The 24,216-nt window shown below is 29.6% G+C and carries 27 protein-coding genes and 1 tRNA gene; 8 read left to right on the forward strand and 20 right to left on the reverse strand.

What is annotated here, in order from left to right; all coding sequences use genetic code 11:
• The 13 genes from Q0352_RS12160 to Q0352_RS12220 all read right to left on the reverse strand — a co-directional run.
• A partial coding sequence (locus tag Q0352_RS12160) for a F0F1 ATP synthase subunit gamma (RefSeq protein WP_299527950.1) occupies positions 1-142 on the reverse strand: 142 nt, incomplete at its 3' end.
• A 98-nt stretch (positions 143-240) separates the two neighbouring features.
• Positions 241-1,818 (reverse strand): F0F1 ATP synthase subunit alpha, encoded by a 1,578-nt coding sequence (atpA, locus tag Q0352_RS12165; RefSeq protein ID WP_299527884.1) that lies wholly within the window; start codon positions 1,816-1,818, stop codon positions 241-243.
• Between the two features lie 34 nt (positions 1,819-1,852).
• Positions 1,853-2,410, reverse strand: a complete 558-nt coding sequence (atpH, locus tag Q0352_RS12170) for an ATP synthase F1 subunit delta (protein ID WP_299527886.1) — start codon at positions 2,408-2,410, stop codon at positions 1,853-1,855.
• A 10-nt stretch (positions 2,411-2,420) separates the two neighbouring features.
• A complete protein-coding gene (locus Q0352_RS12175) occupies positions 2,421-2,912 on the reverse strand; it encodes a F0F1 ATP synthase subunit B (RefSeq protein WP_299527888.1) in 492 nt (163 codons plus the stop codon).
• A 90-nt stretch (positions 2,913-3,002) separates the two neighbouring features.
• Positions 3,003-3,203, reverse strand: a complete 201-nt coding sequence (gene atpE, locus Q0352_RS12180; protein ID WP_299527890.1) for an ATP synthase F0 subunit C — start codon at positions 3,201-3,203, stop codon at positions 3,003-3,005.
• A gap of 39 nt (positions 3,204-3,242) precedes the next feature.
• Positions 3,243-4,358, reverse strand: a complete 1,116-nt coding sequence (gene atpB, locus Q0352_RS12185; RefSeq protein WP_299527892.1) for a F0F1 ATP synthase subunit A — start codon at positions 4,356-4,358, stop codon at positions 3,243-3,245.
• A gap of 471 nt (positions 4,359-4,829) precedes the next feature.
• Positions 4,830-5,051 (reverse strand): AtpZ/AtpI family protein, encoded by a 222-nt coding sequence (locus Q0352_RS12190; protein ID WP_299527894.1) that lies wholly within the window; start codon positions 5,049-5,051, stop codon positions 4,830-4,832.
• Positions 5,020-5,421 (reverse strand): polymer-forming cytoskeletal protein, encoded by a 402-nt coding sequence (locus Q0352_RS12195; RefSeq protein ID WP_299527896.1) that lies wholly within the window; start codon positions 5,419-5,421, stop codon positions 5,020-5,022. The genes Q0352_RS12190 and Q0352_RS12195 overlap by 32 nt, the downstream gene beginning before the upstream one ends.
• A 25-nt stretch (positions 5,422-5,446) precedes the next feature.
• Positions 5,447-7,627: a hypothetical protein gene (locus tag Q0352_RS12200; protein WP_299527898.1), complete on the reverse strand. Its 2,181-nt coding sequence runs from the start codon at positions 7,625-7,627 to the stop codon at positions 5,447-5,449.
• Between the two features lie 94 nt (positions 7,628-7,721).
• Positions 7,722-8,417, reverse strand: coding sequence for an ABC transporter ATP-binding protein (locus Q0352_RS12205; protein WP_299527900.1), 696 nt, complete (start codon positions 8,415-8,417; stop codon positions 7,722-7,724).
• A 59-nt stretch (positions 8,418-8,476) separates the two neighbouring features.
• Positions 8,477-9,955 carry a DUF5687 family protein gene (locus tag Q0352_RS12210; protein ID WP_299527902.1) on the reverse strand — a complete coding sequence of 493 codons (1,479 nt, stop codon included), beginning with the start codon at positions 9,953-9,955 and terminating at the stop codon, positions 8,477-8,479.
• A 53-nt stretch (positions 9,956-10,008) separates the two neighbouring features.
• Positions 10,009-10,692: a hypothetical protein gene (locus tag Q0352_RS12215; protein ID WP_299527904.1), complete on the reverse strand. Its 684-nt coding sequence runs from the start codon at positions 10,690-10,692 to the stop codon at positions 10,009-10,011.
• 25 nt (positions 10,693-10,717) lie between these two features.
• Positions 10,718-11,050: a PadR family transcriptional regulator gene (locus Q0352_RS12220; protein WP_299527906.1), complete on the reverse strand. Its 333-nt coding sequence runs from the start codon at positions 11,048-11,050 to the stop codon at positions 10,718-10,720.
• A 130-nt stretch (positions 11,051-11,180) separates the two neighbouring features.
• Here Q0352_RS12220 and Q0352_RS12225 point away from each other — a divergent pair, with 130 nt between their 5' ends.
• The 4 genes from Q0352_RS12225 to Q0352_RS12240 are packed head-to-tail and all read left to right on the forward strand — an operon-like array spanning position 11,181 to position 13,797.
• Positions 11,181-12,236 carry a ferredoxin--NADP reductase gene (locus Q0352_RS12225; protein WP_299527908.1) on the forward strand — a complete coding sequence of 352 codons (1,056 nt, stop codon included), beginning with the start codon at positions 11,181-11,183 and terminating at the stop codon, positions 12,234-12,236.
• 34 nt (positions 12,237-12,270) lie between these two features.
• The gene (locus Q0352_RS12230) at positions 12,271-12,945 is read left to right on the forward strand and encodes a LysE family transporter (protein ID WP_299527910.1); all 675 of its coding nucleotides are present in this window, start codon (positions 12,271-12,273) and stop codon (positions 12,943-12,945) included.
• A gap of 31 nt (positions 12,946-12,976) precedes the next feature.
• Positions 12,977-13,558, forward strand: coding sequence for a PepSY domain-containing protein (locus Q0352_RS12235; RefSeq protein ID WP_299527912.1), 582 nt, complete (start codon positions 12,977-12,979; stop codon positions 13,556-13,558).
• A gap of 29 nt (positions 13,559-13,587) precedes the next feature.
• Positions 13,588-13,797, forward strand: a complete 210-nt coding sequence (locus tag Q0352_RS12240) for a YwbE family protein (RefSeq protein WP_299527914.1) — start codon at positions 13,588-13,590, stop codon at positions 13,795-13,797.
• Positions 13,798-13,800: 3 nt separating this feature from the next.
• On the opposite strand, the gene Q0352_RS12245 is transcribed toward Q0352_RS12240, so the two are convergent.
• Entirely contained in the window at positions 13,801-13,950 is a 150-nt protein-coding gene (locus tag Q0352_RS12245) for a hypothetical protein (protein WP_299527916.1), read from the reverse strand.
• 301 nt (positions 13,951-14,251) lie between these two features.
• Between Q0352_RS12245 and Q0352_RS12250 the strand changes: the two genes are divergently transcribed.
• The 3 genes from Q0352_RS12250 to Q0352_RS12260 all read left to right on the forward strand — a co-directional run bounded on the left by Q0352_RS12250 (position 14,252) and on the right by Q0352_RS12260 (position 17,037).
• Complete coding sequence (locus tag Q0352_RS12250) at positions 14,252-14,866, forward strand: class I SAM-dependent methyltransferase (protein ID WP_299527918.1); 615 nt, start codon at positions 14,252-14,254, stop codon at positions 14,864-14,866.
• Positions 14,867-14,891: 25 nt separating this feature from the next.
• Positions 14,892-15,794, forward strand: coding sequence for an aldo/keto reductase family oxidoreductase (locus tag Q0352_RS12255; RefSeq protein WP_299527920.1), 903 nt, complete (start codon positions 14,892-14,894; stop codon positions 15,792-15,794).
• A 70-nt stretch (positions 15,795-15,864) separates the two neighbouring features.
• On the forward strand, positions 15,865-17,037 hold the full coding sequence (locus tag Q0352_RS12260; protein WP_299527922.1) for an ATP-grasp domain-containing protein: 1,173 nt from the start codon (positions 15,865-15,867) through the stop codon (positions 17,035-17,037).
• 12 nt (positions 17,038-17,049) lie between these two features.
• On the opposite strand, the gene Q0352_RS12265 is transcribed toward Q0352_RS12260, so the two are convergent.
• The 6 genes from Q0352_RS12265 to Q0352_RS12290 all read right to left on the reverse strand — a co-directional run bounded on the left by Q0352_RS12265 (position 17,050) and on the right by Q0352_RS12290 (position 22,403).
• Entirely contained in the window at positions 17,050-18,885 is a 1,836-nt protein-coding gene (locus tag Q0352_RS12265) for a M1 family metallopeptidase (protein WP_299527924.1), read from the reverse strand.
• A gap of 101 nt (positions 18,886-18,986) precedes the next feature.
• Entirely contained in the window at positions 18,987-20,645 is a 1,659-nt protein-coding gene (locus Q0352_RS12270; protein ID WP_299527926.1) for a S8 family peptidase, read from the reverse strand.
• Between the two features lie 13 nt (positions 20,646-20,658).
• On the reverse strand, positions 20,659-21,519 hold the full coding sequence (locus Q0352_RS12275; RefSeq protein ID WP_299527928.1) for an MBL fold metallo-hydrolase: 861 nt from the start codon (positions 21,517-21,519) through the stop codon (positions 20,659-20,661).
• A gap of 93 nt (positions 21,520-21,612) precedes the next feature.
• Positions 21,613-21,683, reverse strand: a tRNA-Cys gene (locus Q0352_RS12280).
• A gap of 146 nt (positions 21,684-21,829) precedes the next feature.
• Positions 21,830-22,186, reverse strand: coding sequence for a dihydroneopterin aldolase (gene folB, locus Q0352_RS12285; protein WP_299527930.1), 357 nt, complete (start codon positions 22,184-22,186; stop codon positions 21,830-21,832).
• Position 22,187: 1 nt separating this feature from the next.
• Complete coding sequence (locus Q0352_RS12290) at positions 22,188-22,403, reverse strand: zinc ribbon domain-containing protein (RefSeq protein ID WP_299527932.1); 216 nt, start codon at positions 22,401-22,403, stop codon at positions 22,188-22,190.
• A 97-nt stretch (positions 22,404-22,500) separates the two neighbouring features.
• Here Q0352_RS12290 and Q0352_RS12295 point away from each other — a divergent pair, with 97 nt between their 5' ends.
• Positions 22,501-24,180, forward strand: coding sequence for a glutamine--tRNA ligase/YqeY domain fusion protein (locus Q0352_RS12295; protein ID WP_299527934.1), 1,680 nt, complete (start codon positions 22,501-22,503; stop codon positions 24,178-24,180).
• Positions 24,181-24,216: the final 36 nt, after the last annotated feature.

Consider the following 24,216-nt stretch of genomic DNA (forward strand, 5'->3'; position numbering starts at 1 on the left):
TATTAGCATACGGACGCATTTGAGTAATTGCATCTTGTGCTTTTTTCAACTTTGCTGCCGATACCATTTTCATGGCACTGGTAATTTGCATTGTTGATCCAATGGATGTAATTCTGTTACGTATTTCTTTTAAGTTTGCCATTATAAATTTTATCTATCATTCCGTAATTGAAACGGAATCTTTTTAAACGAACTTCAAATTATGAGATTCTCGCTTTCGCAAGAATGACAATTTATATACTAAACGTATTTTGCTGAAATTTCTTTAGCAACACTTGTTAAAGTATCAATAACTTCATCTGTTAATTTTCCAGCTTTTAAAATATCTAAAGTATCTCTATGTTTTACATTTAGAAATTCTATATAATCTTTTTCAAATTCTTTTACTTTATCAACAGGAACAGCTCTTAATAAGTTTTTAGAACCCGCATAAATAATAGCAATTTGATCTTCAACTTTAAATGGATCTCCTTGATTTTGTTTTAAAATCTCTACGTTACGTTTTCCTTTTTCAATTACATTTAAGGTTGCTGCATCTAAATCTGAACCAAACTTAGCGAAAGCTTCAAGCTCACGGTATTGTGCTTGATCTAATTTTAAAGTACCTGCTACTTTTTTCATTGATTTAATTTGTGCATTTCCACCTACACGAGATACTGAAATACCTACGTTAATTGCTGGACGTACACCTGAGTTGAATAAATCTCCATCTAAGAAAATTTGTCCATCAGTAATTGAAATTACGTTTGTTGGTATATATGCAGAAACATCACCTGCTTGAGTTTCAATAATTGGTAAAGCTGTTAATGAACCTCCACCCTTAATAATTCCTTTTATAGAATCTGGAATGTCATTCATTTGAGCAGCAATAATATCATTATTAATTACTTTTGCAGCACGTTCTAATAAACGAGAGTGTAAGTAAAATACATCTCCAGGATATGCTTCACGCCCTGGTGGGCGACGTAATATTAATGAGATTTCACGGTATGCCACTGCTTGTTTTGATAAATCATCATAAACAATTAAAGCAGGACGACCTGTGTCTCTAAAATACTCTCCAATTGCAGCACCTGCAAAAGGAGCGTATACTTGCATTGATGCAGGATCTGAAGCATTAGCAGCAACAATTGTTGTATATGCCATTGCTCCTTTTTCTTCTAATAAATTTGCAATTCCGGCAACCGTAGATGCTTTTTGACCAATTGCAACATATATACAAAATACTGGTACACCAGCATCATAAAATTCTTTTTGATTGATAATAGTATCAATAGCAACTGTTGATTTACCTGTTTGACGGTCACCAATAATAAGCTCACGTTGACCTCTACCAATTGGAATCATTGCATCAACAGCTTTTATACCTGTTTGTAACGGTTCTGTAACTGGTTGACGAAAAATAACTCCAGGAGCTTTACGTTCTAAAGGCATTTCATATGTTTTACCTTGAATTGGTCCTTTACCGTCAATTGGCAAACCTAGTGTGTTTACAACACGTCCAACAATTCCTTCACCAACTTTTAATGAAGCAATTCTTTCGGTACGTTTTACAATAGATCCTTCAACAATATTTATTGAATGACCTAATAAAACAACACCTACATTGTCTTCTTCTAAGTTTAATACAATTCCTTCTAATCCATCTTCAAACTCAACTAACTCTCCGTATTGCACATTTGATAAACCGTACACACGTGCTATACCATCACCTACTTGCAATACTGTTCCTACTTCGTCTAATGAAGCTGATGCTTCAAATCCGGCTAATTGTTGTTTTAAAATCGCTGATACTTCAGCTGGTTTTATTGATGCCATTTTATATAATTTTTAAAACTTAAATCTTTATATATTACAATTTTGAAATAAAACTTTCGCTTTCAAATTGTCTTTTTAATCCTTGTAATTTATTTGCAATACTTGCATCGTACTGAACATCGCCAATACGCAATATAAATCCTCCAATAATATCGGGATTTACATTATTTTCAATAGTTGATTCTTTTCCTGTAATTTCTTTTACTTTAGCTAAAACTTGTTTGTTTAAAGCTTCCGTTAAAGGAACTGCAGTTGTAACTATCGCAACTTCTATTCCTTTTAATTTGTCGAAAAGAACTGTATATTTTTTTGCTACATCATTTAAAATTGATAATCTTTTATTATCAATTAATAAATCTAATAATCCTATTGATAAGCTTGTGATTTTAGAAGAAAACACTTCTTTTATAGCTACTTTTTTTAATTGAGATTTAATAATTGGGCTACTAAGCAACAATTGTAAATCTTTACTTTCTTCAATTGTATTTGCAATAAACAACATATCTTCATTCACCTGAACTTCTTTGTTTTGTTCAAGTGCAAAACTTAATATTGCTTTTGCATATCGTACTGCCGCTCTAGATCCACTCATTTAAATATAATTAGCTAATAGTTACTTCTTTTAACAAATCTTCAACAAGTTTTGTTTGCTTACTTATATCAGATAATTCGCTTTTTACTACTTTTTCAGCAATATTAATTGATAGCTCAGCTACTTGATTTTTTAAATCAGCAATTGCAGCTTGTTTTTCAGATTGAATAGTAGCTTGTGCCTGTTCAACAACTTTATTTGCTTGTACTTGTGCTTCTTCTTTAGCTTCAGAAATAATTGTTTCTTTCATTTCACGTGCTTCTTTTAAAAGACCATCACGTTGTGCGCGTGCTTCTTTTAAAATACGTTCATTGTCAGCATTTAAGTTTTGCATTTCTTTACGAGCATTTTCAGCAGATTTTAATGCTTCATTGATTGAATCTTCTCTTTCTTTTACTGCTCCTAAAATTGGCTTCCACGCTACTTTTTTTAACAAAAAAAGCAATACAACAAAAATTATTGTTGTCCAAAATACTAAACTTTCTGGTGCTACTAAATTCATAATTTATATGTATTTATAATTCTTTTAGTTTAATTAATTTAAAAAATATCTGCAACCAACCGTTGCAGATATTTTTTTTGCTATCTAAAATTATTTTGCGATTAACGCAACAACAACAGCAAATAAAGCTACACCCTCAATAAGAGCGGCAGCAATAATCATTGCAGTTTGAATTTTTGCAGCAGCTTCAGGTTGACGTGCAATAGCATCCATTGCAGATCCACCAATTTTTCCAATACCAATCCCGGCTCCAATAACAGCCAATCCAGCACCAATTCCAGCTAATACCATAATTTCTAAAATTTATAATTAATAATTAAACAATTCTTTTTAATGATGGTCTTCAGCAACAGCCTGACCAATAAATAACGCTGATAACAACGTAAATATATACGCTTGTAAGGCTGCAACTAACAGCTCTAGTACACTCATAAACAATACAAACACAGCAGAAACAGGTGCAATTGCAACTGTTTTAAAAATAAATATTAATGAAACCAAACTTAAAATAATAATATGTCCCGCTGTAATATTAGCAAATAAACGTATCATTAAAGCAAATGGTTTCGTAAGCATTCCAATAATTTCAACAGGAATCATTATCGGGTAAAGAGCCTTTGGTACAGGTGGCATTAATATATGCGACCAGTAATTTTTATTTCCACTAAACGTTGTAATTATAAAAGTGATAAACGCTAAAACTCCTGTAAAAACGATATTTCCTGTTAAGTTTGAACTACCAGGGAAAAAAGGCACTAATCCAATTAGATTATTAATCCATACAAAGAAGAAAACTGTTAATAAATACGGCATATAACGCTCATATTTTTTTTCTCCAATATTAGGTAGAGCAATGTCATCACGCACAAAAGTCACTAAAGGCTCTAAAAATCCCGCTATTCCTTTTGGTGCGTTTTTATTCTTTTTATATGAACGTGCAACTGCTGAAAATAATAAAAATATTATTATTGCTGACATTAGCATCGAAAACACGTTTTTTGTTATTGAAAAATCTAAAGGTCTACTTGCATTTGTTGGAACCAGTTCATCGCCTAAAATAAGCGCATTTTCACCTTCATTAATTTGATAAATTTGTTCGTGAATTCTAACAAATTTTTCTCCATTGTTTTCAACAACAACCTCACCATTATTATCATGGTGAAATTTACTTGACATAAAAGTGACTATTCCATTTTTTGACCATAAAATAACAGGCAAAGGCATTGAAATTGCATGTCCATTCCAATCAGCAATATGAAAATCATGAGAGTCACCAATATGCTCATTGATTAACTCTGAGGCATTAAACTCTTTCTCTTCGTGATTTGTTTGAATATCTTCATTATTTTCAGAATTATGATCTTGAGCATTCGTAAATGGTACGAATGAAAACAATGTTATAATTGTAAAAAATAATATTTTAATAGGTTTTGTTGCTGAAATCATTATATATCTTGTGTTTACAATCCTAAAAATTTGTGCAAAAGTACATTTTTTTTTGAAGAAAAAAACCCTAATAGTGTCACTTTTTTTCAAATCCACTTAAAAGTTTAATAATAAAGGTTAATTCAAAAAAAAGAAAGGCGAAATATGTAATAAAGAAAGTAAGAACATCTGGTAATTTTTGGTCTTTATCTAAACGTATTAATGGTATCAAAAACAAAATTGCTGCTAACATTTTTAAAATACTTAATGCCATAAAAGTAAATCCTGTGTTTTCTGATGATTTTTCATTTATATAAATAATAACAAAACAAACTAAAGCGGTTGTAATTATTTGAAATAGATAAATGGCGTAAAGTGGATAAAAAAAAGAGTGATTTAAGAATTTTTCAATGATGAAAAAATGTAAAAAAAAGAGGGTTATAGAAAATGGTATAAATCTTTTTAAAAAATTAAGAATAGATAATTTCATTATTATTTACTTATTGATATCGCTTTTTTAATCATTAAATACAGTGACCCAAAAACAGCTAAAAGAGAAAAAATAATAGTAAATAAACTATAGTCATTTTCATATTTACCATCCAACCACTGACCAAAAACAGTTCCAATAGCAATTACAATTCCCATTTGAAATGCCATAGAAGAAAAGTAAATATACTTATTAAGCTGTTTTTTCTTTTGTGGTTTTTCCATTATTTAATTCCTTTACTGTTGATCCTTTCATAGCGCAAGTAGCATTAAATTCAGCTCCTGGTTCAACTGATAATTTACTAATAACAACCTCGCCAGAAATTACTGCTGTTGCTTTTAAAGTAAGTAAACTATCTACAATTAATTCTCCTGAAAATTTACCTTCAACATCTGCATTATCACATTCTACTTTACCTATTATACTTCCAGATATTCCTAAAATTACACGACCTGTTGTTTTTATAGTTCCTTCTACTTTACCATCAATTCTAAAATCTCCTTCAGAAATTATATCACCTACAAATGAGGTGTTTTTTCCTATGATATTTCTTTCTGATACTAGTGGGTTTTTTTCTTTTTTTTCTGAGAACATAATGCTATGATTTAATTTGGAGTGTTTATATTTTTGTTTTTATCGTTTCAATTACTTCTAACGCTTTTTTCCCTTCTTCAGTATTTGGATAATTCATAGCAACAAAATCCAATGCTTCTTTAAAGGCAATTAACCCATCTTTTTTACCTATTGCATAAGCTTTTAATAGTTCAAATTTTGAAATTATTTTTTCTCCATCATATTTATGAATTGCAATGGTTGATTTTTCAATTACACTATCAAAAAGTTCATCTTTATATTCGTAAAAAACTAATGCGTATTCATCTTCCGATGTAAGTTCAGCCTCCTCAGTTATGCTTTTATTTGGGTTTAAAATTATTTTAGCATATTTAGAATCTGGATAGTCTTTAATAATATCTTCTTTTAATGAGTTTGCTTTACTATTATTTTGACTATTATATGTCTTATATAAATGATATTTTGCTGGTAATACAATTGTTGAAACTGGATTAAATGTAAGTAACGTATCTAATTTATGTGTTGAAAGTTCTAGTTCTTTAAATTGCTCTTTATAAATAACTCCTAAATTAAAATACGCTGAATTTCGTTCGGCTATAATGCTGTCTATTTTTGCTTTACTTGTTGGTATCTCATCTGTATAGTACCAAACTTCATATCTTTTTACGCTTCCTACTTCGACTACTTTTAAATTTTCTACAGAAAGTTCGTTATTAACATTTACAATAGTTTTACTTGTTGAACGCCAATTATCTTCTAAAGGTCTATTTCCCCAGAGCGCTTTAAATTCTTCTTTACCAAATAACACCGTTTGTATATTGTAAAAATACCATTTCCCAGTATTATCTAACTGCACTAATTTTTTTTGTGATTGTTTTGCACGCTTTAAATCCGCACTAATTTTTGCTTGTTTCTCTTTGTCTTTAGCCCTCAAAGTTACTATATAATCTGAAAAAAAGATTTCTCTTTCTTCCCCACTCATTGCAACTAATTTTAAAATACTGTCATTCCTTTTTGAAATATTTTCGTAGAAAATAACATCGTTTAATTTATCTCGTTTTCTTTTTATTCCTCTAACACGTTTGGTATTGTTAGATTGTGTTATTTGCAAAATACTATCGTAATAAGCTCCTGCATTTAAAAAAGATGTTTTATCGAAAAATGAATTTCCAAGCGCCTCAAAAGTTAGCTCTTTCTGAAAATCATTTTTAGAGCTATGTTGCAATGACTGTTTAAAATAAGTGATTGCTTTTTCTGAATTATCTTCTTTTACTAGCAAACCTAGATGATAATTTAACTGATCTAAATAAGGTCTGTTATCTCTATCTTTTATTAGTTTCTTAAATATTTGAATGGTTGCTAATTTTTCTTCCTTCGTTGAAATATTTTTGGCCTTTTCAATATGCGCGTGAATTTTATATTTAAAAGGTGATTTTTTGAAGTTTATTAATTTTTGAAATGAAACATTAGAAGAGTCAATTAAATTTTTTTCTCTATAAATTTGCCCTAAAACGAATAAATTTCTAGCTGTTTGCTCAAAATTCTCAGTTGTCAAAACTGCTTTATTTAAATGATTTGTTACTTGTTGTAAACTATCCAAATTAAGATAAGCCATTGCTATAGCAGTGTGAGCGCTTTCTTTAATTTCTTTATTAAGTTCTTTATTTTTTAATAAATTTTTTAGATTGTCTATTGCTTGTTCTTCGTTTTGCAAACGAACCAACGTTTTTGCTTGCCAAATTCTGGTTTCGTTAATTAAATCGGCTTTAGGATAGTTTAATATCACAAAATTAAAGGCTTCTAATGCTGGAACAAAACGCTTAGAGTAATATCTTGATTTTCCCAATAACAAATACGCGTTATCTATTTGATTGTTGCGTTCTTGTCTTGCAATTAGCATTGAATGTTTTTGTACAGCTTTTACTGCTTTTTCTTCAGCTCTTTCAAATTCTTTTGGAGAATCATCTACATCACTTTCCATTCCTGGTAATGCTAAAACGTCTACTTTTAAAGGTTCAATTGGTAAACGTTCCCAATAGTTGTCTTCGTAATTTGAGTTTAATTTTATTAAACCAATTCGCAAGGCCTCATTTCCATTATAAAGCACATTGTATTTTGTGGTTGTAGAATGGAAACTTCTATTTAAGAAAGCATCTTTTTTTGTGGAGCAACCAACAACAAAAAATACTACTAAAAAGCCTACAATTATATTAATTTTGTTTTTCAAAAGAAATTGTTTTTTACTTACCTTTTAACTTATTACCCAGCACAATTATTGTAAGAGGGATGTAAAAATACAAAAAACTACTTATTTATTTGAATTACACTGAAAAATACGCTTCTAACTCTTTTAATGTTTCTTCTGAAGTTTTTAAATCTTTAACAACAACACCTTTATCTAACACAACTATTCGCTCACAAACTTCTGTTACATGACCTAAATCATGGCTAGAAATAAGCACTGTTGAGTTACTGTCTTTTGTTAAATTACTCAATAATTTTTTAAGACGAATTTGTGTTGTTGGATCTAAATTAGCAAACGGTTCATCTAAAACAACTACTTCTGGGTTTCCAATTAAGGCAGCGACAATTCCTGCTTTTTTCTGATTTCCTTTTGATAAATCTCTTAAATACTTCTTTTTACCTATAATTTCATCGTTAAAAATTTCTGAAAATTGCGCTAAAAAAGTATCAATATCTGCCTTATTCATTCCGCGAAGTTCACCTATAAAATAAAAATATTCTTCGGGAGTTAAATAGCCTATTAAAAAACTTTCATCAATAAAAGCAGCAGTAAAAGGTTTCCAATCTTCACTTTTATTTACTTGAATATTGTTATTTATAACCGATCCGGTTGTTGGATTAATAAGGTCTAATATTAAATTAAAGAAAGTGGTTTTTCCTGCACCATTATTTCCTACCAAACCAAAAGTTTGTCCTTTTGGAATTTCTAATGCTTCTATATTTAAAACGGTTACACCACCATATTTTTTTGAAAGTTCTGTTGCTTGTATCATCGTATATTGTTTAATCTTGTATTTGTATAGTTGTTGAAAAATAATATATTTTAATCTAATTAATTACTTTGATCAAAAGCACTAATCATTTTATGCTTCGATTTTAAATATCTTTTGGTTATTCCATCCATTAATTTTTGATGGAATACTATTCCAATGCCTCCTAAAATAATTAGTGTAGCTATTCCTGCTTCAAAACCAATAAATTTATAAGGTATATAAAAGAAAATTATCGGAAATAATAACAACGGAAATCCTATTAACCATTGAACAGCACCAGTTCCTTGATAATTAAATGCTGCACGTTGGGTTAAATCTATTTTTTTTCTATTAAATGAACCACCAAATAGTAACACATGAGAATTTACGCCAATATTATAAATCATTGCCGCAAAATGAATGACAAGTATTTTCCACCCAAAATATACATAAGGAATACTTAAAATAAACATTAAAATTGCACTCATTAACATTAATGAAAATTTAGAATTTAAATATTGCTTGTATTTGATATTCTGGCTCATTAATAATTTATAATAACCACTATCCCAAGCTGGTATAAACTGACCAAAGTTGATCATAAAAATACCTGTTACAAATATTCCTACAAATATGAACATAGGTACCATTTCTTTATAAACCGGATTTGGGTAAAAAGCCAAACCGTATAATAAACCAATTACTAAAATAAAAATAGTTGATCTTGGGCGTTTATTTCTCCAAATTAATTTTAAATCGAGTTGAAGAAAAGGTGCAATATCTCCAAATCTACGTGTCCAAGCTAAATCGGATGTTGTTGCTATTTGTGCCTTTGCTTTTAGTGAACCATCAACATATAATTTAGGTCTTAAAATTGAATAATTTACAAAGTAAAGCAACGCTAAAAACCCAAATGGAATTAATAATAAAATTGGATTTTCTGTAATGCTATTTACAGCGTTTGCTAGTAAACCCGATATTGAAACTATTTCAAAATAATTTAAAGCGAATAAACCAGAAGTAATTGCTATAATTGGTAAAAAAGATAGTTCTGTTTCAGCCGATTTACTTTCAATAATAAAGTTTAAAAAATTAACTATTAAAGTGAAAACCACCATTAATAACATCCAAACCAATATTGTTGTGGTATTGTAATCTTCTGAAATTAAAATAGTTCCAAATGGAATAACCGCAAAAAGTGGTAAAAAATTAAAAAAGGAAATCATTGATTTCCCCAATACATAATGTACTATTTTACTTCGTTTTATTGGTAAAATTAACAATGGTTTTATGTTCATTACAGGTAATTTCTGTAAGAAAAAACGCATCACTAAATCTCCTAAAAACCAGTAAAACAAAAAGCCATTCACCATGATTAACGGGTCAGAATCAGGAAATTGTTTTTTAAGTATTGGATACAATCCAAAACCTAAGGCTAAAAACACCAATATAAAATAAAGTGCAAAAAACACCATTAAAATATTTATTGCAATACTTTTTTGCCAATACGATGAACGGAAAAATTGTTTCCATTCAAAATTCATAAAATGTTTGATCATTTGGTAGATTTTTGTGACTTTACAGTTAATAAGTATGTTTTAAACATTAATTGTTACACTAATTTATATTCAGGATATTGTTTTATTAAAATTTCTTCAATTTGTGAAGGTAATAAAAAAGTGGTAATATAAATTAAAAGTGAAAATGAAGTTAAAATGAGTGAGGCTATAATTATAAAGGTATTCGAAACAATTTCTGGTGAAAAATTTATCATTTGAAAAAATAAATTAACAAATGCAACTCCACCACCTAAATTAAAGACATACTCTTCAAATAACCATTTTTTATTGGTTTCTTTAAAACGCCTCTTTTTCATCTTACTTAATGAGTATAATCGAGTAAAAATAATAAGGAAACCTGCAATACCTATTGAAACAAATAACTCTTTTGTTGGAAAAATATGAAACGAATAATAAAAAGTAAAAAATAAAGTAGCCGAAATTACAATTTGAGGTATGTTAAAAAATTGTTTAAAGATTTCCCAAACCATTTTCCAATATTTTTTATTTAAAGCTTTTTGACGAGCTTCTACAACATCCATAAAACCAAAAACGCCAAATTTTTTGAAAGATAGATCTCTAGCTTGTTCAAAAGAAAAGTTGGGTTGTTCTATCCAAATTTGTTCTATATCATTTGCCAAATGGTCAATTAATTCGGTTTGAACATCATAATATTCAACATAATGTTGGCGTGTGAACTTATATAGTTGTTGTATTTGTGAGGAAGTTAGTTTCATAGTTTAAGCAATTTAATTTAGGGTTTTACGAAAATTTAGGATTTACAATAGTTTGCATTGTTTTAATAAACTCTTCTAATTCAGCTAAGCGATTTACGGTTTCTTTGGTGCCATTTTCAGTTAATTTATAATATTTACGAAGTCTGTTATCAACTTTAGCAACCTCAACATCTAATAGACCTTCAGCTTCTAATTTATGCAATGCTGGGTACAAAGCACCTTCAGTAATAGTAAGTTCACCTTTCGTAATTTCTTTCACTTTTTGGGTAATTTCATAACCATACATTTTGTCATTCTCTTCTAACAATTTTAAAATAATAGTTTGTAAAGATCCTTTGTACAATTTTTGATTTCCCATTTTAATAATTATCTATACTTATTTAATTTCAAATATATACATAATTTTCTTATGCATAACATTCTTAAGTATTTTTTTTAACAAAAAATTGTATTTAGTTTAATTACTTTTGTAGCCTTAAAACATAACTATGTCAAAATTTCATTCACTTGTAATAAAAGAAATAAAAAAAGAAACTCAAAATGCGATTTCTATTGTATTTGATATTCCTTCAGAACTTAAAAACGAGTTTAATTTTATAGCAGGACAATATATTACTATAAAAACTACAATAGCAGGCGAAGAATTACGTAGAGCGTATTCAATTTGTTCAGCACCAAATTGTGGTGAATTACGAGTTGCCATTAAAGCTGTAGATAATGGAACTTTCTCTGTTTATGCTTGTACCATTTTAAAAGAAGGAGATATATTAGAGGTATCAAAACCTGAAGGTAAATTTGTTTTAGAAACTTCTTCTAGTAATAAAAATAACTATTTAGGAATTGCAGCTGGAAGTGGAATTACACCAGTTATGGCAATGATAAAAGCTACTTTAACCGAAGAGTCAAAAAGTACTTTTACACTTATTTATGGTAATAAAACTGAAGTTGATACTATTTTTAAAAGTGAAATAGATAGTTTGAAATCTGAATTTTCAACTTCGTTCAATGTTCAATATATATATAGCAGAGAGCAAAAAGAGGCTGCTTTATTTGGAAGAATTGACACTGCAAATATCAACTTTGTAGCTAAAAATAAATTTAAAAACCTATCTTTTTCTACTGCTTATATTTGTGGTCCTGAAGAAATGATAAACACAGCTAAAGAAACTTTAATTGAAAATGGATTAACAAAAAATGACATTCATTTTGAATTGTTTTCTACTCCTGTTTCTTCAGAAAAAGAAGCTTCTCAAATTTTTGAAGGAATATGCGAAATTACCGTTCTTCTTGATGATGAAGAAACATCCTTTGAAATGGATTCTAAAACAACTATACTAACTGCAGCTTTAAAAGAAGATTTAGACGCTCCTTATTCTTGTCAAGGAGGAATTTGTAGCAGTTGCTTAGCAAAAGTTACAGAGGGAAGTGCAACAATGACTAAAAACACCATTTTATCTGAAGATGAAATTAAAGATGGTTTAATTTTGACCTGTCAAGCACATCCAACTTCACATAAAATCTCTATTGACTATGACAATGTTTAATAAATAGAGTAATTTCACGTTTTATTAAATAACTATGACCTTTATCGAAATAAAAGACGCGGTACTCATCGGATTTTTCTTATCATTTATGATTGGTCCTGTTTTTTTTATGCTCATACAAACCAGTATTATTAAAGGGGCTAGAGCTGCAATTGCTTTTGATTTAGGAGTTGTATTAGGTGATATTGTATTTATTTTAATTGCTTACTACGGAAGTAAAAGCCTACTAGAACAAATCAAAGATGATCCTCGTTTATTTTATATTGGAGGCTTAATTTTATTGATTTATGGCTTAATCACGTATTTAGATAAAAGCCAAAAAAGGGTAATTCAAGATGAAAAATTAGTGTTGCCTGAAAAAACAAATTACTTAAAACTTTTTTTTAAGGGTTTTTTACTCAACTTTATAAACGTTGGTGTATTAGCATTTTGGTTAGGTATGATTGTAATTGTTGGGTCTAATTTACAAATGAATCCAACTAAAATATTTAACTATTTCACCGTGATTTTAATTAGTTATTTAATTACTGATATTGGTAAAATTTTATTAGCAAAACAACTAAAAAAGAAATTAACTCCTAAAATCACTTATAAAGTGAAGCGAATTATGGGAATTATTTTAATGGTTTTTGGAATTGTTCTAATTCTGAAAGGATTTATCCCTAAAAATAAAATGAATTTAAATACTGTTATTGAACAATCTAAATAGTATAAAATTCCTTGACTTCAAAAATATTTTAATGACAAAAATTACCTCAAAGCAACAACAAGCTAAAATTTTACGAATATTTAGAAAAGTTCACAGAACAACTGGTGCTTTACTTTTTATATTTTTCTTTTTTATTTCTGTTTCTGGAATTTTATTAGGATGGAAAAATAATAGTTTGGGTGTTCTTTTACCAAAAACACTTGAAGGAACCTCAACCAATTTAAAAAATTGGCTACCAATTGACAGTTTGCATAAAAATGCATGTAAAATTTTACACGATTCTGTTTCTTCCGATTTATCATTAGAACTTAATCGTATTGATATTAGAAAAAATAAAGGAGTTGTTAAATTTTTATTTGAAAATCATTATTCTGAAATTCAACTTGACGGAACTACTGGAGAACTTTTGCAAATTAGTGAAAGACAATCAGATTTTATTGAAAATCTTCATGATGGCTCTATACTTGACAAGTATTTTAAAACCACTCAAAGTCAATTCAAATTAATATATACCACTATAATGGGATTCGCTTTATTACTGTTCACTATCACTGGTTTTTGGTTATGGTATGGTCCAAAAAAAATGAAACAAAAAAAAAGGCGACAAAATTAATTCTCAATCTTAAAATTTAAATAAAATCAATGGAAAACAAGAACCAAGATGGTACAATAAGAAATAATATAAAAATTGGATCAGAAGTTGAAATTGTTCAAAAACACCATCAAAGATCTGGAGAATTAACAGAGGGTTTTGTAAAACGACTTTTAACGAACTCTCCAAATCATCCACATGGAATAAAAGTACAGTTAGAAACAGGTGAAGTAGGGCGAGTTAAAAAAGTTTTAATTTAAAATTTAATGACTATAATTCTTTAGAAACTCTTCTATAGGCATCGGTTTTAAATTCCTAGATTCGTAATGTTTTACATAGGTGTTATAATTCCTTTTTGCGAAATTAGTAATTTTTTCAAGCGTACTACTCTCCATTATTGATGTCGTTTTCATGGTTCAAGAATTTTGGGGTTCATGTATCTATTTAAAGATACAAAGCTACAACACAAACAGTTAACAACCAAATAAAATTACCGTTTGTTAGTATTTATTTACCGTTTGTTTGTTTTTTAACGTCATTTGTTTAATATTTATTATTTTAAAAATGTACCTCACATTGTAATTTTAAAGTGATTGTACTAAAAAATCATCCTCAAAATATTTATAAAATATTTTGAGTTAATTTACTAATCTAGAAGCATGTATATTTACAAATATTCATAAACTAAGAAAAAATGCATCCATTTAATAAATTATGAATCTTTATAATAAATATATTCTTCCAAAAGCAATTGATTGGGCTTGTGATCAAAGTTCCAACAGAAAACAACGAGAAAAAATAATCCCTTTAGCAAGTGGTAATGTATTAGAAATTGGTATAGGATCAGGGTTGAATTTACCTTTTTACACTTCAAAAGTTAAAATGTTAACCGCTATAGACCCTTCAAAAGAACTTTGGAAAAGAACACAATTTAATACAGAAAAATTACCTTTTGATTTTAAATTTATGATAGCTTCCGCAGAAAACATTCCAGAAAGCGATCATAATTTCGATTGTGTTGTTATAACTTATACACTTTGTACAATTCCTAATTTAAAAATGGCTTTTTCAGAAATAAAAAGAGTACTAAAACCAACAGGCAAATTGTTGTTTTGTGAACACGGAAAAGCTCCAGAAAAAACAATTCAAAAATATCAAAACATTATAAATCCCGTTTGGAAAAGAATTGGTGGCGGTTGTAATTTAAATAGAAATATTCCATCCATTATTGAAGAAAATGGTTTTGAAATTAGCAAATTAGAAACTATGTATCTCCCTGGTTGGAAACCTACAAGTTTTAACTATTGGGGTGAGGCAAAAATTAAGTAATTTTACAAGCAATAAAAAAATTATAATGAAGACCATAAAACTAACCAACGATTTTGAAATTTCTAGAATTGTTCACGGACATTGGAGATTAGCAGACTGGAATATTAACAATCAAGAATTATTAAAGTTAACACAACAGTGTATTGAACTTGGAATTACAACTTTTGATCACGCAGATATTTATGGTAATTACAGTTGTGAAAAACTTTTTGGAGATGCTTTGGAGTTGAAACCTACTCTTCGAAAAGATATTCAATTGATTACAAAATGCGGTATAAAATTAACGACTGATAAATTTCCAACAAGACAACTTAACCATTATGATTATAGCTATAATCATATTGTTTCTTCAGTAGAAAATTCGTTGAATAATTTTCAAACAGATTATATTGATGTGTTGCTTTTACATAGACCATCGCCATTTTTTAATCCTGAAGAAGTTGCAAAAGCATTCTCGTATTTAAAAAAAAGCGGTAAAGTCCTTCATTTTGGAGTTTCAAATTTTACTCCGCAACAATTTGAAACATTGGCTGCTAATACAGATGAAGAATTGGTTACAAATCAAGTTGAAATTTCACCACTTTGTTTAGAGCATTTCAATAATGGTAATATCGATTATTTATTACAAAAAAATATAAAACCAATGGCTTGGTCTCCCTTGGCTGGCGGACAATTATTTAATCCTTCAACCGAAAAAGAAGAACGAATTTTTAATACGTTAACCAACATCGCAAACGAACTAGATATAAATTCAATTGACAAACTAATTTATAGTTGGTTATTAATGCATCCCGCAGCTATAATTCCGGTTGTAGGGACACATAAAATAGAACGTATAAAAAATGCTGTAGAAGCTTTAGATATTGAAATGAGCCTAGAACAATGGTTTCAAATTTATACTGCCTCAACAGGAGCTGGAGTTCCTTAATATGTTATAATCATTACATTAAAAACTAATAATTAAGCCTAAATTTACATTCTATTTTTTTACAAAACTTATGATATTAATTGGCAAACCTTACGTTTCAGATTTTCTTATAGAAACAATTAAAAAAAATAACTTTCAGCTAGTTGCAACTGCTGAAGCGAAAGAACTAATTACTGATGAATCACTTAACTGGATTTCTGAAAAGAAAGCAAAAGAAATTGTTTTAAAAAATCCGAATCATCTTATTTATTCAAATTCTGAAAACACAATTAGTTGGGTTGAAGCTAATTTAAGTGAAACAAAACGTCCAGAACAAATTAAGCATTTTAAAAATAAAATAGCTTTTAGAGAATTATTAAAAGATGTGTATCCTAACTACTTTTTTAAGGGTGTTAAATTTGAAGATTTAGATACTATTTCTATACATGATTTACCATTTCCATTTATTATTAAACCTGCAATTGGTTTTTTTAGTTTAGGCGTTCATAAAGTTGATGAACCATCTGAATGGAGTGAAGTTTTAACTAAAATTAAAACTGATATTGAACATATTAAAGGTTTTTATCCAACAGAAGTTTTAAACACTAACAATTTTATTATTGAAGAATGTATTGAAGGTGAAGAATATGCTATAGATTGTTATTACAATAATGAAGGTGAAGCTGTTATTTTAAATATGATGCATCATATTTTTTCTTCTGGAAAAGATGTGAGCGATAGAGTGTATTCCACTTCAAAAGAAATTATTACTTCCAATCTTGAAACTGTTCAAAATTTAGTGAATATTATTGGAGAAAAAACAGAATTAAAAAATTTCCCTATTCATATTGAAGTTAGAATTGACAGTAAAGGAACCATTATCCCTATTGAAGTAAATCCAATGCGTTTTGGTGGCTGGTGCACAACAGGTGATGTTGCTTATTATGCTTTTGGAATAAATTCTTACGAATATTTTTTATATGATAAAAAGCCTAATTGGGATGCTATTTTCAAGCAAAAAGAAGATAAAAAATACAGCCTTATTTTATTAGATAATAATTCTGGAATTAATGATTCTGAAATTGCTTCTTTTGATTATGATAAATTACTTAGTGATTTTGAAAATCCATTACTTTTAAGAAAAATAATTATTGGTGAATACCCAATTTTCGGATTTGTATTCACAGAAACTTCCAAAGGAAATGAAGGTGAATTAAAAAGCATTTTAACTTCTAATTTAAGAAAGTATATTATTAAAAAGTAGATTTACATATTCTCATTCCTTTTCGAAAATATTGTTTTCTCTATCAATATCAGCCATTAATTGGGAAGGATCAATTTCAACAGCTTTAATTTCTTTTGAAGTAGAAAAAGTGTATGTTGGGTGTGCCCAAGTCCAGTCTTTTAAAATTGTTGCTGTAGTTGGTTTATTACCTCTCATCATACGTAACGGAATATTAAAATTTTCTGTACTTCCATCAATATAAATAACAGATACGTCAATAGGCATTGGCATTTGACCTACTCGAGCCAACGTAATAGTTTTATCTTCAACTTTTGCAATTGCATAATCTATAGTGTGTGTAGTTTCAATCCATTCATTTAAATACCAATCTAATTCTAATCCTGAAACTTTTTCAGCAACTCTTTTAAAATCATTGGGTGTTGGATGCTTAAATTTAAAATCTTCAAAATATTTTTTAAGCATTATTTTTACATTTTCTTCTCCAATAATGTAATTTAATTGTGTTAAAAACATGCTACCTTTATTATAACTTCCAACACTAAAAGCAATATTGGTATTAAATCTATCTGCCTGCGTTGTTAAAGGTTCTTCAATTCCATTTTTTACAACATAATAGTAACCGCTATATTCATTTACATTTGGTGTATCATTACCTCTTCTTAAAATTTTGTTAGAAGCCAACGTAGAAATATAGGTAGTAAAACCTTCATCCATCCAAGAATGTTTACTCTCATTAGAAGCTAATATACTATGAAACCAAGTGTGAGCAAATTCATGAAACACAAGACCTGCAATTTCATTTAGTGATTTTCCTCCTGAGATTAAAGTACACATTGCATATTCCATGCCGCCATCACCTCCTTGAATTACAGAATACTGTTTCCAAGGATATTGACCAATAGCTTCATTAAAATAATTCAAAGCTTTTTCGGTTAATGGTTGAATTTCTTTCCACGCTTTTGAATATTCAGGAGTGTTTTTATACAAAAAATGAAGCTTTGCACCATTTTCTGTTTCTAATATATCATGAGTGTAATTTGGATCGGCAGCCCACGTAAAATCGTGTACATTTTCAGCAAAAAAATGCCAACTCAATTTTTTCCCTTTTTTAATAGAAAGCTTTAGATTTTTATCTTCATATCCGTGGCCAATTTCTTGTGGGTTTTGAAGAATTCCTGTTCCTCCAACAGTATAATTTTTGTCAATATGAAGTGTTACATCAAAATTTCCAAAAACTCCTTGAAACTCTCTAGCAATGTATGGGTGCGCATGCCAACCTTCAAAATCATATTCAGCTATTTTTGGATACCATTGCGCCATAGAAAGCGCTACACCATCTTCATTATTTCTCCCAGCTCTTCTTATATGTTCAGGTAATTGACCTTCAAAAACCATATTAAAAGTTACTTTTTCTCCTGGTTGTATTGGTGTGTTTAATTCAACCTCTAAAATAGTTCCTTCAGTAACATATTTTAAATCATTTCCGTTTTGTTGCAATGAAACCACTTTTAAAAACCCTATTTCATTTGGCTTAAGTTTTGCTATTCTACTTTTGTATATTGGATTTTCTCTAGTTCCAAGATTCGTTAACATTCTTCCATCAGGATCAACAATTGCTTGTAAACGTGCATCCATTTCGCTGTTTGGTTGAAATGCATTGTAATATAAATGGTAAAAAACTTTGTCTAAAACATCAGGTGAATTATTAGTATAAACCAATTCTTGAGTTCCTTTATATTGGTAATTTTCAGCATTTATATCAACATCCATAGTATAAGCTACATGTTGTTGCCAGTACGTTGTATTATTTTGTGCTGAAACAAAAAAAGTAACCATTAGAAATAGTAGGTAAAGGCGCTTGTTCATTTTTAAAATTAATTTTTAGTGCTGCAATATAATCATAACTCTTACAAACAAAAAAGCACACTCGTTACAGAGTGTGCTTTTTAACAGAACATTATACTTTATTATTTTCCGTTTACCATTTTATCAGCTAAAACTAATGCGTTGTATGCATTTGCTACTCTACCTGAAATTGATAATTCAGAAAAATTAACTTTCTTACCATTTGGATTTTCTTCTGATTTAGAACCTGGTAAAACCACTTCCATATTAACCTCAGTTCCTGAGTTCATAATAATATGTTTTACCTGACTTGCAGATAATTGAGGATAATAAGATCTTACTAATGCAGCAACACCGGCAACTTCTGGAGAAGCCATTGACGTTCCATTATATCTTGCATATTTATTTTGAGGAACTGTAGAGTAAATTTGAACACCAGGAGCGTAAACATCTACATTTTTTTGTCCATAATTTGTAAAAGATGCAGGTAGGTTTTCGTTATAACTAGAGCTCATAGCTCCAATAGTTAAAACATTGTCTACAAGTTCATTTACTTTGTCAGCTGTATCATTTGGCCAATTGCTTTTTACGTCAATATCTTTAACATCATTTCCAGCAGCATGTACTAATAATACATCATGTTGTTCAGCATATTTAAATGCTTCAAATACCCATTCTGGATTTGGTGACCAGCTTTTTCCAAAACTCATATTAATCACTTTCGCTCCATTATCAACTGCATATCTAATTGCTAAAGCAACATCTTTATCTCGCTCATCACCATCTGGTACAGCTCTTACTGACATTAATTTCGCATTATTAGCAACACCATTTAAACCAATACCATTATTACGAGTTGCTAAAATAATACCCGCAACGTGTGTACCGTGTGACTCAATTTCAGTAGATCCAATTACAAATTCGTTACCGTAATCTGTATCGTTCATATCTTCTGGGTTATCACCTACAATTTCTCTTCCATTAAAAGTGATATCGTAATTTTTATTTCTTTTTTGACCATCAAAATATTCTAAAAATGATTCCTCATCAAAACCTCTTCCTAATAATACTAAAATATCTCCTATTTGAGCTTGTAATTTTTGATCATCAGTTTTTACAGCTTGTAAGTCTTCCAATGTGAAACTATCTTTTCCTAAGAATTTTTTAATGTCATTGAAATTTCCTTCAATTTGTGTTAATCTTTCCATTGTTTTAAAATGGCGACCTCCTGAAGCTTCAAAAGCTTTTAAGTATTCTTGATATTTTTCAAATTCAGCTTTTTCTTCTGTGCTAACAGTTTCAATAGTTTTTCCTTCGAAAAGGTTTTTATATTTAGCATACAAACGCGTAATTTCTAATTGTTCAGGAGCATCAACACCATTTCCTCCTAAAAAGTTCCATCCATACACATCATCAACAAAACCATTTTTATCATCATCTATTTTATTTCCTGCAATTTCTTTTGGGTTTATCCAAAGTACATCTTTTAAATCTTCATGTTCAATATCAATTCCTGAATCAATAACTGCAACAATTACAGTTTCTCCTTTTTTTCCTTCTAAAAATTTGTAAGCTTTCTCTAAACTCATACCTGGGATGGTATCAGTTACTAAATCTGCATGCGCCCAGTGATCAAATGCTACTTCATCAATAGCTCCTTTTTTTGCAGAAATTGATACTGCTGTATCCATAGTAGGGACTGCTAAATTTTTAACAGAACCACAACTTGCTAATGTAACAGCTGCTACTGCTACAACACTAATTGATTTTAATATTCTCATTCTTTTTTTTATTTTAATTAAATACTTCGTTAAATTTATATGTTTGGTTTAATCGTACTCCTTTTTCTGTGTGTTTAACAGTACACAATTCATTTGCTGCATCATGTTCTAAAAACAAGACAAACTCTTTATCCGCAGCCATATTTAAGAATTTTATTTTCTCATCCATAGATAATAGCGGACGTGTGTCATAACTCGCAACGTATGGAAGTGGAATATGGCCAACTGTTGGTAATAAATCAGCTGTAAATACAATAGTTTTTCCTTGATATTGTATATGTGGTATCATTTGCTTTTCTGTATGACCGTCAGCAAATAAAATATCGAATCCTAATTCTGAATTTTGAACAAAATCGTTTGTAGGTAAATTCACGAAATTTAGCTGACCACTAGATTCCATTGGATTGATATTTTCTTTTAAAAATGAAGCTTTTTCTCTAATATTTGGTTCAACTGCCCATTTCCAATGGTTTTTATTGGTCCAAAATTTAGCATTTTTAAAAGCAGGCTCGTAACCTGTTTTATTCTTATTCCATTGTATGCTTCCGCCACAATGATCAAAATGCAAGTGTGTTAAAAAAATATCGGTAATATCATCTCTATGAAATCCATGTTTTGCTAAAGAAGAATCTAAAGAAAAACCTCCAAAAAAGTAGTAGTAACCAAAAAACTTGTCGGATTGTTTATTGCCTGTTCCGTTATCAATTAAAATAAGCCTGTTTCCGTCTTCAATAAGCATGCATCGCATACTCATATCTATCAAATTATTACTGTCGGCGGGGTTTGTTCGTTGCCAAATAACTTTAGGAACTACACCAAACATAGCACCACCATCTAGCTTGAAATTTCCTGTTTCAATAGGGTAAATCTTCATACTTAATCTTGTGAGCACAAATATACATGATTTTATACTTAAGAATATGTTAAAGAAAAGCAAAAACCTAAGCAAAATGCTTAGGTTTTTTTGAGGCATCGAGCGGATTCGAACCGCTGTAGGAGCTTTTGCAGAGCCCAGCCTAGCCACTCGGCCACGACGCCTTATTTGGATTGCAAATTTAAGTATTTTTAATAAGCTGACAAGTATTTTTTTAAATATTGTTTAAATAATGGTTTCTGGGTTAGTTTTAAAGGTTTAAAGTTTCCTAAATCCAATCCGAAAAATTAGAAAGTTAAAAAAGTTTTAATTACCTTTTTTTACTCATTTCAATAGTTACCATTGCTACATTACCTCCAATTGGTGGATTTAACTTAGACACAGCTACGTCGGCTTTTTTTACTATAGGAATTTCAACTAAAATTCTATCTAGTATTCGTTTAGCAACCTGTTCTAACAATTGAGAACGAATTGCCATTTCTTGCTTTACAATTTTATTTAAATGCACATAATCAACAGTATCATGAAGATTATCGGTTTTTGCTGACTTTGATAAATCTGCTTTTACAGAAACATCTACTCTATAGTCCGACCCTATTTTACCTTCTTCAACTAAACATCCATGATATGCATATATCCGTATGTTTTTAATTTTTATTGTTCCCATTTTAATTTGTAAAAAAATCAAAAATATTACTTAATGAACTTGTTGGCGCCTTATAAAACTCTGTGTATTTACATCTATCGCAAGTAACTGAAGTAAATTTCTCCGTTTGAATATCAAATATTTTAGATAAAGTGCCTCCTGTTGCCCGCATTTGACCAACTTCATACCTTTTATTTTTACATTTTGGACATGTATAATTCAATAATTCAGTACTCATAAGTTCAATTTTCACCAAATATACTAATTCACGTCTTTGTTTTATAGTTGTATTGCCAAAAAAAATCGATAATTTTGCAGCTTATTAGTTTTGTATTATGAATGAAGAAAAAAAGTCGCTAAATTTTTTAGAACAAATCATTGAAGAAGATTTAGCAAACGGTTTACCAAAAGAAAAACTACGTTTTAGATTTCCGCCTGAACCAAATGGTTATTTACACATTGGTCATGCTGCATCTATTTGTTTAAATTTTGGGTTAGGGTTAAAATACAACGCACCTGTTAATTTACGTTTTGATGACACAAACCCAGCAAAGGAGGAACAAGAGTATGTTGACTCTATAAAATATGATGTGCAGTGGCTAGGGTTTAAATGGGATAAAGAGTTGTATTCGTCTGATTACTTTCAGCAATTATATGATTGGACTTTGGAACTAATTAAGGAAGGAAAAGCCTATGTTGACAATCAAACTTCGGAAGAAATGGCAAAACAAAAAGGTACGCCAACTGAAGTAGGAACTAATAGCCCAAACCGTGATAGAAGTGTTGAAGAGAACTTAGAACTTTTCTTAAAAATGAAAAATGGCGAGTTTGAAGAAGGTTCTCATGTATTACGTGCTAAAATTGATATGAAACACGTAAATATGCATATGCGCGATCCAATTATGTATCGTATCCTTAAAAAGCGTCACCATAGAACAGGTGATGATTGGTGTATTTACCCAATGTATGATTGGACACACGGTGAATCTGATTACCTTGAACAAATTTCACATTCAATTTGTACACTAGAATTTAAAAGTCATAGAGATTTATATGATTGGTATGTAAACCAAGTTTATGACCCTTTAAAATTACAACCAAAACAACGCGAATTTGCACGTAGAAACTTAAGTTATACGGTAATGAGCAAACGTAAATTGTTGCAATTGGTTGAAGAAAAAATTGTTACAGCGTGGGATGATCCACGTATGCCTACAATTTCAGGCTTACGAAGAAGAGGTTATACTCCTGAATCTATTAAAATATTTAGTGAAACCGCTGGAATTTCCAAACGAGATAATGTGACTGACGTTGCGTTATTGGAACATTGCATAAAAGACGATTTAAACAAAACAGCGCCAAGAGTTCTAGCTGTTTTAGATCCGGTAAAAGTAATAATTACCAATTATCCAGAAGAAAAAGAGGAGTTTTTAGATGCCAATTATAACGATTATGAAGATGGTTTTGGTAGTAGAGCAGTCCCTTTTTCTCGTGAAATATATATTGAAAAAGAAGATTTTAGAGAAGAAGCTAACAAAAAATTCTTTCGCTTAAAATTAGGAAGCGAAGTGCGTTTAAAAAATGCTTATATAATTAAAGCTGAAAGTTGTTTAAAAGATGAAAATGGTGAAGTAACTGAAATTTATTGTACTTACGATGACGATTCTTTAAGTGGAAGTGGTACAGAAGCTAGTAAACGTAAAGTAAAAGGTACTTTACATTGGGTTTCTGCAAAACACGCTATAAAAGCTGAAGTTAGAGTGTACGATCGTTTATTTACCGATGAAGCACCTGACGGGCATAAAGACAAAGATTTTAAAGAATTTTTAAACCCAGATTCATTAACTATTATTGATGCTTTTGTGGAACCTAGTTTAAAAACTGCTAAAAATTTAGATAGATTTCAGTTTCAACGTTTAGGGTATTTTTGTGTTGATAAAGATACAACTTCAACTAAATTAGTGTTTAACAGAACAGTTCCTTTAAGAGATAGTTGGGCAAAAATGGACAACTAATTTTAAACCTTTATACTATAAAACAGTCTTATAACC

Source organism: uncultured Lutibacter sp. (assembly GCF_937891065.1).
Lineage (GTDB): Bacteria > Bacteroidota > Bacteroidia > Flavobacteriales > Flavobacteriaceae > Lutibacter.